Below are 14,547 nucleotides of genomic sequence, written 5' to 3'. Positions count from 1 at the left end.
GGCTACGGAATCCCGGTCAGCGCGTCACCGATCATGCCGAAGCCGGTGCGGCTGACCGCCCCGTCGACCCCGAACTCGACCCGCACCTCGTACAGCCCGAAATGCCCCAGCAGCAGATGCGGCTCCCCGGCATCGATGGCCGGAACGTCGTAGCGCCGGAAATATCCGGCCACCATCTCCCGCATGGTGCGGTAGCGATTCTCCGAATCCGTCAGGGGGTGCAGGAGATTCGCGGCGGCGTCGAAGACGGAACAGGCCAGGTCCGGGTCCGCTCCGGGTTCGGTGATGCGCTCGTCGGTGAGCGCGAGGACGCGGTATCCCTCGTCATCCGGGACGAAAGCCCAGCCCACCGCGTCGCCCAGTTGCACCGCGGCGGCCGACAGTACGTCGATGGCGTTCTCTCCGTGCGGCGCGATGACGGTCAGGTCCACCCCGGCCGCGGCGAGGTGGCCCGCGCCGTGTTCGCGGGCCAGGCGACGCACGGCCGCGGTTCCCGCCCACTCGTTTCCGGCCCAGGCCCAGCGTCGACGATCTCGGTCGTACCGGCCGATCTCGACGGCCGCGATCGACACCGCGGGCAATTCCGCGAAGCCGAACCGGCCGTGCGCGGGATCCCAGGTCGCGGTCGGGCGCTCGATGTCCCGGAGCCCCGCCGCGAAATCGAGCAGTCCACCCTGGAGCCCCATGGTGATCGGGACCATCGGCGCGAGTGCGGCGAGCAGGTCGTCCGGGACGAACGGGGGCACCCGCCGCGACTCCGGGCGCGCTGCCGTCGCCGGCGTGTAGGGCTCGCCTGCCGGATCGACCATGGCGGCGTCGATGATGTTGTCCTGCGCATCGATTCGCGCGACCAGCCGATGACCGCCGGGCAGCACGAGTTCCATGCCGTCGGCTGCAGGCCGGGTGGTCAGGCCGTGCCACCGCGCGTATCCGGTGAGCACATCCTGGGTGCCGTCACCGGGCAGCAGCAGCGCCGCGATCCGCAGGTATTCCCCGACCCGCGCCGGATCCGGTGTGGCACAGGTCAATTCCTCGTCATCGGTGACGAGATAGGCGTACGCCCGCCCACCGTGGTTGAACTTCATCGAGCCGCGGGCCCGCAGCACGCCGAGCGCGATCAACGACAGATGATCGGCGGCCAGCTTCGGATCCGGAAATCCCCCGAAGTCGAGCAGCCCTTCGGTGAACTCCGGAATCCCTTGTCGCACACCGATGTCTCGCAGTCTCAGGGCGTGCTCGACGCCCGGTAGCCCGGCCAGATCGGGCTTCGCCCACGCCCACATGAACGTCGAGTCTTCGGCGAAGGTCCCCAATTCCCCGGACCGGTTCAGCTCCCGATCCCCGATCCACGCCGTCCCGGTCGCATGCTCCATACGCATCCGCCCGTTCGGCACCTGCTCTTGAAAAGCCGAATATTGCTCGATCGCCCCGCCCAGATTCCCCCGTGCAAAGGACAACAACGCATTACTGAACGTGTCCACGATCCGGACCTTATCAGCAGCACCGGAACGGTCTGTGCCGCAAACATTTCCACCCCGGGGCTGTGATCGGCACGACATGTCTTGATCTCAAGTAATGTTGAGGTCTTAGCGTTGCTTCCTAGTTGATCATCGTGGACAGGGAGAACGCTCATGCTGCTAGTCACAGGCGCCACCGGCAATATCGGACGCGCCCTTTTGCAGGAGCTGGTGGCATCCGGCGCCGGGCCGCTGCGGGCGCTCACCCGCGACGCCGGCGGCTCGTTCCCCGCCGGCGTCGAGACAGCGGCGGCGGACCTGGCCGACCTCGCCGCCCTGCGCCGGGCACTCACCGGCGTGCGCTCGATGTTCCTGGTATCCGGCCTCGGCGCGGACGCCGAGATCATCGACACCGCCCGCCGCGCCGGCGTCGAGCACGTGGTGCTGGTGTCCTCGATCACCGTGCAGACCCACCCGCACCCGCCGCCCGCGGCCGAGAAGTCCGCTGTCGAAAAGGAACTCCAGGCCAGCGGCATGGACTGGACCATCCTGCGCCCGACTCAGTTCGCGTCGAACGCCCTGCTGTGGGCCGAGGCGATCCGGGCCGACCGCACGGTCCGAGCGGCTTACGCCGACGTCGGACTCCCCACCATCCATCCTGCGGATATCGCCGCGGTGGCGCGCGTGGCGCTGACCGAGCCCGGCCATCGCGGCCGCACCTATGCCTTGACCGGCCCCGAACGCATCACACCCCGCGAACAGGTGGCGGCTATCGCGGCGGCACTGCACCGGGACATCGAGTTCACCGAGATCAGCCGCGCGGCGGCCCGCGTGGAGCTGCTGCCCTTCTTCGGCGAAGCGTCGGTCGACGCGGTCCTCGACGTCACCGGCGGCGACCTCAACCCCGAGCTCCTCCGGGTCCGCGACGCCGTCGCCCGGCACACCGGGTCCCCGGCCCGCACCTTCCACCGCTGGGCCCAGGAGAACGCCGCGGCCTTCCGATGAGTGGCGCCTGACGGCTCGGCCAGGCGCCACTCACGCCTACCGGGTGGCGGGGGTGTCGAGGAAGCGGGTGAGCAGCGGCAGCAGCAGGTCGGCTCGGTACATGACGTCGTAATGCGTTGTTCCGGGCAGGATTTCGAGCTGAGCGCCGGATTTCGACAGCCGGGAGACCAAGTCGGTCGCGTGTTTCCGGGACAGGGCGTCGGATTCGGCGGTCAGCAGTAAGGCCGGAGCCTGGACCTCGGCCACTTGGGCGGTCCAGTCATAGTCCTCGGTGAGGAGCTGCCTGGTCTTGGTGACCAGGGCGGTCCAACCGCCGGGATCGGGGGCGACACTGCTGTAGAGCTGGAAGATCGGGGTTTGGCGCAGCGCCTCCGGATCCATGGCCGCCATTCCGGCGCGCGTTTCGGGCAGCCAGCCGTCGGAGCGGTACGGGGCCGAGACGATGGCCAGCCGGTTCACCAGATCCGGCGTGCGAGCCGCCACCTGAAGGGCGACACCGCCGCCCAGGGAGTAGCCGAGCAGGTCCGCCTGCCCGAGATTCAGGTGGGTAATGAGCGCGGCGACGTCGTCGGCCAGCGTCTCATAGCGCAGGGGACGGTCGCGGTCGGGCGTGTGGCCGTGGGCCTGCAAATCTACCGCGATCACCTTGCGGGACTTGGCCAACTCGGGAACGAGGGCGCCGAAGGTGGAATTCGAGTCGGTCAGTCCGCCATGCAGGAGAATCAAAGGCTTTCCGGTGCCGTGAATTTCATAGTACTGCCGACCGCCGCCGATCTCGGCATAAAAGCCTTTACCGTCCGCACTGGGCGCATCGGATTTCCGGATTTCCGAAGCCGTGGTACTTCCGGTGGATTCACTCGATGATTCGCACGCGGTGACAAGTACTGCGGACAGGGCGAGCGCGGCAATGGATGCGAGCGCTTTGGAATGGGTTCTCATGGTTTCTTTCTCAGTTCCGGTTCTGATTCAGGCCACGGTCCGGTCCACACCGGCGAGGAATTCGCCCGCGGCCGGCGTGAGGATGTCGATATCCGGGTTATGGCTGAGTTTTGCCAGTTCCCGATGCCGGGCGTCGGGCAGCACCTCGGTGATGGCTCGCGCGGCGGTGCGCAACAGCGCATTGCTCTTCGCGCCGGAGATGACCAGCGTCGGCACCTCGACGCCCGCCCAATCGGTGGGCCGCAGCGGCTCGCCGCGCATGAACTCACCCATGATCGCCCAGTCGTGGGCGGCGGCCGGCGCGGTCGCCAGCAGGTTCTTCCACATCGGCGTCAGCGGCATGAGCCAGCCGAGGACACGCGGCATTCCCATGCCGTTCGTCATGTAATACCGCACCACCTCGGCGCGCTTGTCCGCGGCGATCAGGGCGTGCAGCCGCTCGGCCAGCCCCGCGGGCGGCACGAAGTTCTCGTGGTCCACCACGAACGGCGGTTCGAAGGCGACGACCTTGGTGATCCCCGGCACCCGGCCCGAGGCCGCGGCCCGCAAGGCCAGGCCCGCGCCCGACGACCAGCCGAACAGCGCGGCCCGGCCGCCGGCCGCCTCGACCAGCGCGGCGAGGTCGTCGATCTCATTGTCGACGTCGTACACCCCGGGCGAATCGGTGCTGTCACCGCGCCCGCGCCGGTCGTAGTTGATGACCGTCAACTGGTATTCGTCCGCCAGTTTCTCCGACAGCGCGACGAGTTTCGGGAACTGCCGGTAGCTGAACGCACCACCGATCAGAATCACAGTTCCGGAGTCGCCACCGGAAACGCGATCGAAGGCGAGCTCGATGCCCGTGCGCGTGGTAATGGTTTCCATCGGTATGACCTTTCATGGCAGGGGTATTCGATGCTTGCTTTCATGTAGACGAGCGCCCGATCCAGAATTGATCGGACCATTCCTGTGATGTGCGCCACACGCGGGTCCGAACCGAATTGCGTTCAGCGACAGAGTCATTGCACGCTCGGGTGTTCCAATAAATCTTCAGCCTTCAGCTACCATGCAACAAGCGGCAAACCGGCAACCAATCATGTAGCCCGGCTCAACTATTCGAGATTCAGGGGATGAATCTTCTTCGGAGCCCGTCGAACTCGTCCTCCGAATCGGTAGGGTGGTCCGGTGATCGGGGGCCGCGTCGCCCTCGACGAGATCGAACGGCGGTGGCGATGGCGATACGCGCACCCGAGCCCGGCATGCTCGCGCCGCTCCGCGAGCCGATGTTCCGCCGCCTGGCAGTCGGCCGCATCACCACCTACATCGGCAATGCCATAGCACCGGTCGCGCTCGCGTTCGCGGTCCTGGACCTCACCGGGTCCGTGGCCGCCCTCGGTCTGGTGGTCGGCGCCCGATCGATCGCCAACGTCGTGCTGATCCTCATGGGCGGCGTCCTCGCCGACCGGCTGCCGCGCGGGGTGATTCTGCAAGGCGCGAGCCTCGCCGCGGCCCTCTCGCAGGCCGCGACAGCACTGGCCGTGCTGCTCGGCTTCGCCTCGATCCCGCTGCTGCTGGTCCTCAGCGTCGTCAACGGCGCGGTCGCGGCCGTGTCGATGCCCGCCGCGGCGGCGCTCACCCCGCAGACCGTGCCGCCCACCCTGCTTCGCCAGGCCAACGCGGTCGTCCGCATCGGCATCAACGCCGCCATGATCACCGGCGCCGCACTGGGCGGCATGCTCGCCGCACTGGCCGGGCCGGGCTGGGCGATCGCGGTGACCGCCGTGATCTTCGCCGTCGCGGCGTTCTTCTACACCCGAGTCCGGGTTCCACGCGTCGCCCCCTCCGTCCGCACCGCGCCGCTGGCGGAACTGCGCGCCGGATGGGCCGAATTCACCTCGCGCACTTGGGTATGGGCAATCGTGCTGGCCTTCATGCTGGTGAACGCGGCGCTGATGGGCGGTACCCATGTCCTCGGCCCCGCCGTCGCCGACGCCACCATCGGCCGCTTCGCCTGGGGCATCGTGCTCGGTGCGCAGACGGCGGGGGCCTTACTCGGCGGCATCCTCGCCAGCCGCTGGCAGCCGCGCCGGGCCCTGCTCTTCGGCACCGTCCTGGTCACGGTCGAGGCCATCCCCCTGCTGACGCTGGCCCACGCACCAATGCTCATCCCGCTGCTCGCGGCCTACTTCCTCGCCGGGATCACCATCGAACAGTTCACCGTCGCCTGGGACGTCTCGGTCCAGGAGAACGTTCCCCCGGACCGTCTGGCCCGCGTCTACTCCTACGACGCCCTGGGCTCCTTCATTGCCATCCCGCTCGGCGAAATCGCCGTCGGCCCCCTCTCCGCCGAATTCGGCACGGCCACCACTCTCACCGGCCTGGCCGGGCTCGTCGTGCTGGCGATCGCGGGCGCACTCCTCGTCCCCAGTGTCCGCGCCCTCACCCGCCACGAGGCCGCAAGTCACGGGGTCGACGCCCCGAGCGCTTAATCGTTGCAGCGCACCCGAATCCGCCGGGCTCCGGCCTGCGGAGGCTACCCGGCAGGCATGGGCCTGCCGAGTAGCGACGCCGCTACGGCTGCACGCAGGGTTCGCTCAGCGTGACCTTGTCCTGGGTGGGTCCGTGGTAATCGGTGAGCAGGGTCTTCGTGCCCAGCGGGGAGGCGGCGTCGGGAGCGCCGACGATCGCGCGCTGCTTGGTGAGATCGGGCTTGTCCGAGCCGTAGGTGTATTTGGGAGCGCCGCCTTGGAAGTCGACCTCGAGTCCGTCGACGGTGTCGCGCATGCCCTTACGGTTCAGCTTGCCGTTCTCCTGGGCTTTGGTCAGTAGCGCTTTCATCGGGTACGAGAAGGCCCAGCCCGCACTGAAGCCCCAAGTGGCAGGCTCTTTGGTGGCTGCGGCCTTGGCGGCTTTGGCGGCCTCGCTGGTGCCGTCCCAACCGTCGACCGGCGAGGTGGAGTTGTACAGCGCCGTGATGGCCGGTGCGGCAGCGCTTTTCAGCAGGCCGCCGTTCCAGGTGGGCCCGGAACCGAGGAAGCGTCCCTTGTATCCGGCGGCGGCCGCCTTGCCGATGATCTCGCCCGCTTCGGCGGGTCCGGTCGCGAGCATCACGACATCCGGTGCCGCGGCGATGATCTGGCTGACCGCGCCGTCCTGGTTGCCGACGGCGGCGTTGGGTCCGGTCTGGATCTGATTGGCGACCTGCACACCGTTCGCCTCGGCCCATTTCTTCGCGCCGGTCGCGTAGTCGCCGCCGTAATCACCCTTGTAGGTGACGGATACGAGCTTGGTGGGCTTGGTCTTGTTCTGCGCCAGCCAGTCCAGGCCCATGATCGCCTCGGAACAGTAGGAGTAGCCGGTCTCCAGCAGCAGGCCCTTGTCGATGCTCTTGAATTGCCAACCGGACCAAAGGGTTCCGGCGACCGACACCAAGTTGGCGGCGTCCATCCGGTCCAGCACGGCCTGGGTGTGGATGGTGCCCAGGCTCATCGACAGCGCCAGCACGTTCGGCTCCACCTGCTGGTAGGCCTCGGCGTGCTTCTGCGGGTCATAGGAGGTGTTCTTGGTGTGGGTGGCGATGTCGACCTCGTACTTGCCGCCGATACCGCCCGCCTCGTTGACCTTCTTCCAGAACGCCAGCTGACCGTCGTTGATATCGCGGCCGAGCGCGGCGAACGGGCCGCCCTCGAGGTCGGAGAGGACGCCGAGATAGATGCAGCCCTTGGCTTTGTCGACGGCGTTCGGGCAGGGCTCGCTGGTGACGCCGGGCCCGGTCGCGCCGCCGGCTTCGTCCTCGGCGCTGGAGCAGGCTCCGGCCAGGACCAGCGCGGCGACGGCGGGCACGACGGCGAGCCGTCGAATGATGCTGACTCCCATAATCTTTCCTACTTTCACTACTGCTGATCAGTGGGAGAACGGCCAGGTGCGGAAGTAGTTGCGGATGCGCAGCCACAGCCCGAACATGCCCCTCGGTTCGAGTACGATCACCCCGGCGATCAGCAGGCCGAACAGGATCGTTTTCAACTCGTCGAGCGTGAAGCCGAGGATCTGTCCGCCCTCGGAGGTGATGGCCGGCACCGCGTGCGTGAATTCCTCCAGCACCCGCGGCAGCAGCACCACGAAGCAGGCGCCGATGATCGACCCGGTGATGGTCGCGGCGCCGCCGATCAGCACGATGGCCAGAAAGTCCACGGACAGCAGCAGATTCCAGCGTTCCGGACTGATCCGGCCGATCACCACCGACAGCAGGCCGCCCGCAACCCCGGCGTAGGCGGAGGAGACCACGAACGCCAGCGTCTTGGTGCGCTGCAACCGGACGCCCATGATCTCGGCGGCGACATCGCGGTCCCGGACGGCGGCGAAAGCCCGGCCGACGTTGGAACACATCAGGTTCCGGGCCAGCACCGCCAGCACCACCAGCAGCACGAGGGCGATGAGATAGAGCGCGCGCTGCTCATTGATGAGCACCCCGGCGACCCGTACCGGCTTGCGCAGGTCAGCGCCGAACAGCACCGGCGGGGCGGGCGCGCGCCCGAGTCCGCCGCCGCCGGTGACCGAATGCCACTCCTTGAAGACGTGCTCGCCGATCATCACCAGGCCGAGCGTCAGCGTCGCCAAATACAATCCGCGCACCCGCGCCGCGAGGGGCGCCACCAGCAGCCCGAGAATCGCCGGAATCACCGCGGTCAACGGCAGCCACAGCACCATGTCCAAACCCAGGCCGTACACGGTTTTGGTCCCGGCGCCGCCGAAAACCGCTGCGGTATAAGCGCCTACCCCGACGAAGAAGGCGTGACCGAGCGATACCTGTCCGGCGTACCCGGTCAGCATGTTCAGCCCGATCCCGCCGATCGCGTAGATGGCGGCGAGGGTCAGCAGATTGGTGATGTCCTTGGCCACGAAAAACGGTGCGAGCAGCGTCAATACCAGCAGGCCACCGATCCACCAGGCCTTCGCGGCGGTATTCCACGCGCTCTCGGCGTGCGCGTAGGAGGTGTAGAGCCGCGGCCGGCCGCGGCGCACGGCCCGGGGAACGGTGGTGCGGGTGCGCTTGTCCGGCGGAGCCGGGATGGTCGCTGTCATACGCGTTGCACCTCTTTCGCGCCGAACAACCCGTGCGGCCGGATCAGCAGCACCGCGAACATGAGCACATAGGGCATGACCACGTCGAAATTGGCGCCCAGCCACGGCGCGATATCGGGCTGGTAGGTCTTGGTCAGCGCCTCGGCCAGCCCGACGATCATCGCGCCGGCCAGCGCACCGGTGATCGAGTCCAGGCCGCCGATGATGATGGCGGGCAACGCTTTCAAGGCGATCAGCACCGCCGCCGCCTCGACCCCGCCCGGCGCGGTGCCGAGCAGGATCCCGCCCACCGCGGCCAGCGCGCCGGCCAGGGCCCAGGACAGCGAGAACACCCGGCCGACATCGATGCCCTGCGCCATGGCGGTTTCCTGATCCATCGCGGCGGCCCGCATGGCCAGTCCGTAGCGGGACCGTTCCAGCCACAGCACCAGCGCCGCGATCACTCCGAGCGCGGTGATCACCTTGAAGAGGTCGGTGTAGTTCACTGTCACGCCGTCGACGCAGGCCGCGACCACGCTGTCGGCCGGCCGATGCCCGCCGAGGCAGAAGTTCGACAGTCCCCAGGGATCCCCGGAGGTGATCACCTTCGCCCCGAACAGCTTGTGCACCAGCACGATTCCGGCGGCGAACAACCCGACAGTCACCAGCGTGGCGGAGAAGGCCGGACGTCCGACCATGGGCCGCATGGCGATTCGCTCGGTCGCCGTGGCGATGGCCGCGACCGCGGCCACGGCGGCGACCGCCGCGAGCGGGAACGGCAGCCCGGCCGAATCCACCAGATAGTAGGAGAACAGCGTCCCGAAGATCATGAAGACCGGCTGCGCGAAGTTCAGCACTCCGGTGGCCCGGAAGATGATCACGAATCCGACCGCGATCGTCGCGTACATGCCGCCCAATCCGGCGCCGCGGATCAGGGATTGGAGGAGTTCGTTCATGCAGGGGTGTCCGGATTCGCCGTCGGGTCGGATGCGTCGGTGCGGGCGGGCGGCACACGGGTGATCGGTACACCCAAGCCGTGGAAGAACGCGGCGGTGTCCGGATCCGGTGGGATATCGTGCGGCAGCGCGGTTCCCGGGATAGCGATACTCCAGAACGCGGCGCGGGTCTTGCGCAGTCCGAGTTTGTCGCGCAGCGCGCGCCCGCTTGCCAGGTATCCGGCCGCGAACATCAGCCGGGCGAATGGTCCGCGGTCACGCTGGGCGGCAATACGATCGGCGGTTCTCGACGTCAGCCGGTAGCAGGCGCGTTTGAACCGGGAGGCCGTGGACATCCGGTTCTCGATGCCGCTGAAGATGCGCTGCCAGCCCGCCGCCGGGGCCAGGCGCACTGTCGGCTGCACCTCCGCGAGATCGACGGCGAGGGTGTCGTAGGACTCGGCGAAATGCAGGACGGCCCCGCAGATCACGCTGGTCCATACCGTCACCGCGCGTTCGGCGGGCTCGGCGAGGGACAGTCCCGGCAGGACGACATCGTTACCGCCGAGGTCTGGGACCGCGGCGCGGAGAGCAGTCAATACGGCCGTGACATCGGTGCCGCGCAGGTGGGCCGGGGCCAAGTCCTCCGGGCCGCCGCCCGGTGGAAAGACCAAAGCGACAACGGCATCCGGCGACTGCTCGGCGGCCGGCAGCTCGGGGTGCGCCGTCCGCTGCCGCTCACCCCGTTCCCGCAGCTCGGCATAAGAGAGCAGCCGAGGATCCGAGTACTCCCGCACTCCGCGGTCTTCCAGGTACACGATCCAGCGCAGCCGTGGGCACCCGGTGTCCAGCGCCTTGTCGACCTGCTCCTGGTCCTCCGCGATCAGCACGCGGACCGCGGCGTCGTTGAGCATCTGCTCCAGCGCGCCGCCGGCGGTCTCCGGGTGCAGGCCGACGAACAGGGCCCGCACCGACAGCGCGCCCAGCTCCGCGTACACCCATTCGGGCCGATTGCCCGCCAGGATCGCTACCCGGTCCCCCGCGCCCACACCGAGATCGGCCAGCCCGTGCGCGATCAGCCGCCGCTCGTCGTCCAGGTCGGCCCAGGAGGTCTGCTGCCAGATGCCCAGCTTCTTGGCGCGCATCGCCACGGCGTCCGGCGTCCGCGCCGCGCGCTGGGCGGCCAGCAGGTGCAGCGCCGAACCCTGTTCCGCCGCGGCTGTCGATACCGCCGTCACCCCGTAACCTCCTGGTCCGCGGTCGTTTCGGCGGCTCCGCCCAGGTAGGCGGCGAGCACCGCTGGGTCGTGGCGGATCTCGGCCGGTGCGCCGAGCGCGATCCTGACACCGAAGTCCAGCACCATGATTCGATCCGCCAGATCCATCACCAGGCGCATGTCGTGCTCCACCATGATCATCGCCAGCTCCAGGTCGGCGCGGACGTCGAGGATGAACCGCGCCATATCCGCGGTCTCCTCCACATTCATGCCCGCCACCGGCTCGTCCAGCAGCAGCAATCGAGGTTCCATGGCCAGCGCCCGGGCCAGCTCCACTCGCTTCTTCACGCCGTACGGCAGCAAGCCCACCGGCTGGTTGCGCACCTGCTGCAACTCCAGGAACTCGATCAGTCCTTCGGCGAAGAGCCGGGCGGCGCGCTCACCCTGCCGGACCTTGGGCAGGCGCAGCGCCGCCGCCACCGGGCCGTACCCGAGCTGGAGGTGGCGGCCGAGTTTGATGTTGTCCAGCACGGTCAGGTTGTCGAAGAGTTCGATGTTCTGGAACATCCGGGCCACCCCGAGCCGGGCGATCGCGTCCGGTGTCCGGCCCGTCAGCTCCTGGCCGTCCAGGGTGATGCTGCCGCGCTGCGGGCGATAGACCCCGTTGAGGCAGTTGAAGATCGAGGTCTTGCCCGCACCGTTGGGCCCGATCAACGCCAGCAACTCCCCCGGCTCCACCTCGAACGACACCTCCGAAAGCGCCTTGGTGCCACCGAAGTTCAGGCTCAGGTCGCTGACCTCGAGCAATGCGGTCATGCCGCCCACCCCTTGCGCCGCTTGTAGTGCTTGAGGTCGCGCAGCGAGACATGGCCTTCCGCGCCGAGTCCGAGATAGAACTCCTGGATGTCGGAGTTGGCGGACAACTCCGCCGCCGGGGCATCCATCACCACCCGGCCCTGTTCCAGCACATAGCCGTGCGTCGCGATGGACAACGCCATCGCCGCGTTCTGCTCGATCAACAGCACACCGGTGCCTTCGGCGTTGATCCGCACGATGAGGTCGCGGATCTGCTCGACCACCCGCGGCGCCAAACCGAGGCTCGGCTCGTCGAGCAACAGATATCTCGGCTCCGCCATCAGCGCCCGCCCGATCGCCAGCATCTGCTGTTCCCCGCCGGAGAGCAGCCCGCCGCGCTGCTCGCGCCGGTCGGCCAGGATCGGGAACATCTCGTAGACCCGCTCCAGGCTCGCCGCGACGGTCGCGCGTTTTCGGGTGTGCGCGCCGGCCCGCAGGTTCTCCTCGACGGTGAACCCGGCGAACACCCGCCGGCCCTCCATCACCTGTCCGACACCGGCCGCCACGATTTGCGAGGGGTTCGCGGACGTCAGATCCGCGCCGTCCACCGCCACCGAGCCGGCGCTGATCCGGCCGCGATGGACGCCGAGCAGTCCGGTGACGGCCCGCAACGTGGAGGTCTTGCCCGCCCCGTTCGCACCCAGCAGCGCGACAATGCCCTGCTCAGGGACCTCGAGCGAGACGCCGCGGCACACCAGAATCACGTCTTCGTAGACAACCTGCAGGTCCCGAACTTCCAGCACTCGGGCGCTCCTAAATGTGCGCTGCGCCACATTCACCTACGCAGTTGAGACGGCACAGTACCTGCCGCCAAACGGCGATATGTCCGTTTTGCTAGATCTGAGGCGGAGCCGTCTCAAAACCTGGCCGTGAGCGGCCGGACCACGCCGAAATAATGGGAATGAACCCCGCCGCGGGCAGTGTTAACATGACTAGCCCGCACGGTGCGGGCACGTACGGGGCTGAACGGTTTCGACTGCGTACGTCGATTCAGGGGAAGCGTGTCGGTGCAGGCAAGAGACCACCGTAAGCGTCGCTGCAACCAATTAAGCGCCGATTCCAATCAGCGCGACTACGCTCTCGCTGCCTAAGTAGCGAAGCGTGTCTGTCAGTCCGGGTTCGTCCCTCGACCCGGGTACTGGCATCAGCTAGAGGGAATTACCGTCCAGGTCGGTCACGGATCTGGACGGGACATCGAACAGTGACTGGGATCGTCATCCGAGCTTGTTCGCGAGACCCGGAGATCCGAGCAGAGACTTAGCGAACTGCACACGGAGAAGCCCTGAAGACACGGCGGAGGACCCGGGTTCGATTCCCGGCAGCTCCACCGAGAAGGCCCGGTCCACCAGGACCGGGCCTTCCCCGTTTTCCGGCAGCTATCTTGCTACCGCCAGCCCACAGGCTTAACATGTGATGCACGTCACTTTGGATCGAACAAGGTGCGTACGCGTTTTCGATACATGAGCGGGGAGGGTGTCTTTCAGCGGCGGTGGCCCGTGGTCCACGAACAGTCGGTCGGGCAAGTTCTCGGCTATTGCCAGCTGTCGCTTTGCGATCAACAGGAGAACGGCCATGTCTGGTCTGGTTCGTAGAACATTTGATGCACCTGAGGAAACACGGCCCTTCGAGGAGGGCAAAGGGAGACTTGATCTCGTCAATCTCGAAGGCGGTCCGGTGGGGCGGGCGGTGTTCGAGCCTGGTTGGCGCTGGTCGGAGCACGTCAAACCGATCGCGCAGACCGACAGCTGTCAGGCCACGCATGCCGGGTATTGCCTGGCTGGGCGGATGGTGGTGGTGATGGACGACGGCGAGCAGCAAGAGTTCGGCGCGGGCGACTTCATGATCGCGCCGCCGGGGCACGATGCGTGGGTGGTGGGCGATGAAGCCTGCGTGATGCTCGACTGGCAGGGCTTCGCCGACTATGCCAAGCGGTAGTTGCCATGTCCAGCGAAACACAGGTCCGAACCACAGCTGAGCCCGCGAGCGCTACGGATGCGGAATTCGCGGCGCGGGCAGAGGCTTTCGGCGCTCGCATGCTGGAGCTGGTCAACGACGGATTTCTGACCTTGATGGTCAGCATCGGCCATCAGACCGGCTTGTTCGATGTCATGCGGACCTTGCCGCCCGCGACCAGCGCGGACATTGCCCGCGCGGCGAATCTGCAAGAGCGCTATGTCCGGGAATGCTTGTCCGCGCTCACCGTGGGCAAGATCGTCGACTACGAGCCAGGGGCTCGCACCTTCGCGCTGCCCCCGGAGCATGCCGCCGCACTCACCAGGGCGGCGGGCCCGGAGAACATCGCGGCCTTCGCGCAGTACATCCCGCTGGCCGCGAGCGTCGAGTCCGAGATCGTCGACTGCTTCCGGAACGGCGGCGGCGTCCCCTACTCGAAATACGGTCGCTTCCAACAGCTCATGGCCGAGGAGAGCGCGGCGATTCACGATGTCGCGCTCATCGACACCACCATCGCGCTCGTCCCCGGCCTGCCCGAGCGGCTGCGCGAAGGCATCGCCGTGGCGGATGTTGGCTGCGGCAGCGGGCACGCCCTCAACCTGCTCGGCCGGGAGTTTCCCGCCAGCCGATTCGTCGGTTACGACTTCTCGGAAGAAGGCGTCGGGTCCGGCCGCGCCGAAGCGGCGGCAATGGGCGTGACAAATACAAGTTTCGAGGTCCGCGACGTCACCGACCTCCGAGTGTCCGAGGAGTTCGATCTGATCACCGCCTTCGACGCCATCCACGATCAGGCCCACCCCGCGCAGGTCTTGCACGGCATCGCCGAAGCACTGAAACCCGACGGCACCTTCCTGATGGTCGACATCCAGGCCTCCAGCAATCTGGAAGACAATATGGACCTGCCGCTCGGCCCAGGCATGTACGCCATCTCCACAATGCATTGCATGACAGTGTCTTTGGCGCTCGACGGCGACGGACTCGGCACCATGTGGGGCGAGCAGGTCGCAACCCGCATGCTGCACGAGGCCGGATTCGCCTCCGTCGACGTCGAGCACATCGACGCCGACATCTTCAACAGCTACTACATCGCACGGAAATAGGCTGTCTCAGCGGGCGCTGAGTAGGTTTGGTCCGGTCCGCTCGAGTA

13 protein-coding genes and 1 other RNA gene are annotated in these 14,547 nt (G+C 67.5%); 5 read left to right on the top strand and 9 right to left on the bottom strand.

Going from position 1 to position 14,547, the window contains the following annotated elements; all coding sequences use genetic code 11:
- Positions 1 to 2: 2 nt before the first annotated feature.
- A complete protein-coding gene (locus AB0M14_RS25050; RefSeq protein WP_364998743.1) occupies positions 3 to 1,481 on the bottom strand; it encodes a DUF6882 domain-containing protein in 1,479 nt (492 codons plus the stop codon).
- A 150-nt stretch (positions 1,482 to 1,631) separates the two neighbouring features.
- Between AB0M14_RS25050 and AB0M14_RS25045 the strand changes: the two genes are divergently transcribed.
- On the top strand, positions 1,632 to 2,462 hold the full coding sequence (locus tag AB0M14_RS25045; RefSeq protein ID WP_364998741.1) for an NAD(P)H-binding protein: 831 nt from the start codon (positions 1,632 to 1,634) through the stop codon (positions 2,460 to 2,462).
- A 36-nt stretch (positions 2,463 to 2,498) separates the two neighbouring features.
- Here the strand turns inward: AB0M14_RS25045 and AB0M14_RS25040 are convergent, their stop codons facing one another.
- Positions 2,499 to 3,401 (bottom strand): alpha/beta hydrolase, encoded by a 903-nt coding sequence (locus AB0M14_RS25040; protein WP_364998740.1) that lies wholly within the window; start codon positions 3,399 to 3,401, stop codon positions 2,499 to 2,501.
- A 27-nt stretch (positions 3,402 to 3,428) separates the two neighbouring features.
- Complete coding sequence (locus AB0M14_RS25035) at positions 3,429 to 4,265, bottom strand: alpha/beta hydrolase (RefSeq protein ID WP_364998739.1); 837 nt, start codon at positions 4,263 to 4,265, stop codon at positions 3,429 to 3,431.
- A 347-nt stretch (positions 4,266 to 4,612) separates the two neighbouring features.
- On the opposite strand from AB0M14_RS25035, the gene AB0M14_RS25030 reads away from it, so the two are divergent.
- Positions 4,613 to 5,869 carry an MFS transporter gene (locus tag AB0M14_RS25030; protein WP_364998738.1) on the top strand — a complete coding sequence of 419 codons (1,257 nt, stop codon included), beginning with the start codon at positions 4,613 to 4,615 and terminating at the stop codon, positions 5,867 to 5,869.
- 82 nt (positions 5,870 to 5,951) lie between these two features.
- Here the strand turns inward: AB0M14_RS25030 and AB0M14_RS25025 are convergent, their stop codons facing one another.
- From AB0M14_RS25025 to AB0M14_RS25000, 6 genes are read right to left on the bottom strand one after another with little or no spacing between them, the layout of a single operon-like run.
- Positions 5,952 to 7,256, bottom strand: a complete 1,305-nt coding sequence (locus AB0M14_RS25025; protein ID WP_364998736.1) for an ABC transporter substrate-binding protein — start codon at positions 7,254 to 7,256, stop codon at positions 5,952 to 5,954.
- A gap of 27 nt (positions 7,257 to 7,283) precedes the next feature.
- Positions 7,284 to 8,462 carry a branched-chain amino acid ABC transporter permease gene (locus AB0M14_RS25020; RefSeq protein ID WP_364998734.1) on the bottom strand — a complete coding sequence of 393 codons (1,179 nt, stop codon included), beginning with the start codon at positions 8,460 to 8,462 and terminating at the stop codon, positions 7,284 to 7,286.
- Complete coding sequence (locus AB0M14_RS25015) at positions 8,459 to 9,397, bottom strand: branched-chain amino acid ABC transporter permease (RefSeq protein ID WP_364998732.1); 939 nt, start codon at positions 9,395 to 9,397, stop codon at positions 8,459 to 8,461. Before AB0M14_RS25015 ends, AB0M14_RS25020 begins: the two co-directional genes overlap by 4 nt.
- The gene (locus AB0M14_RS25010) at positions 9,394 to 10,614 is read right to left on the bottom strand and encodes an AMP-binding protein (RefSeq protein WP_364998730.1); all 1,221 of its coding nucleotides are present in this window, start codon (positions 10,612 to 10,614) and stop codon (positions 9,394 to 9,396) included. Before AB0M14_RS25010 ends, AB0M14_RS25015 begins: the two co-directional genes overlap by 4 nt.
- Positions 10,611 to 11,408, bottom strand: coding sequence for an ABC transporter ATP-binding protein (locus AB0M14_RS25005; protein WP_364998729.1), 798 nt, complete (start codon positions 11,406 to 11,408; stop codon positions 10,611 to 10,613). The genes AB0M14_RS25010 and AB0M14_RS25005 overlap by 4 nt, the downstream gene beginning before the upstream one ends.
- Entirely contained in the window at positions 11,405 to 12,190 is a 786-nt protein-coding gene (locus AB0M14_RS25000) for an ABC transporter ATP-binding protein (RefSeq protein ID WP_364998727.1), read from the bottom strand. Before AB0M14_RS25000 ends, AB0M14_RS25005 begins: the two co-directional genes overlap by 4 nt.
- 215 nt (positions 12,191 to 12,405) lie before the next feature.
- Here AB0M14_RS25000 and ssrA point away from each other — a divergent pair.
- The 3 genes from ssrA (at position 12,406) to AB0M14_RS24985 (ending at position 14,500) form a co-directional block, all read left to right on the top strand.
- Positions 12,406 to 12,777, top strand: a transfer-messenger RNA (tmRNA) gene (gene ssrA, locus AB0M14_RS24995).
- Between the two features lie 242 nt (positions 12,778 to 13,019).
- Complete coding sequence (locus tag AB0M14_RS24990) at positions 13,020 to 13,382, top strand: cupin domain-containing protein (protein WP_364998725.1); 363 nt, start codon at positions 13,020 to 13,022, stop codon at positions 13,380 to 13,382.
- A gap of 5 nt (positions 13,383 to 13,387) precedes the next feature.
- On the top strand, positions 13,388 to 14,500 hold the full coding sequence (locus AB0M14_RS24985) for a class I SAM-dependent methyltransferase (RefSeq protein ID WP_364998723.1): 1,113 nt from the start codon (positions 13,388 to 13,390) through the stop codon (positions 14,498 to 14,500).
- Positions 14,501 to 14,547 lie beyond the last annotated feature (47 nt).

Source organism: Nocardia sp. NPDC051832 (assembly GCF_040681285.1).
Taxonomy (GTDB): Bacteria; Actinomycetota; Actinomycetes; order Mycobacteriales; family Mycobacteriaceae; genus Nocardia.
This window is presented reverse-complemented; position numbering and strand designations above follow the sequence as displayed.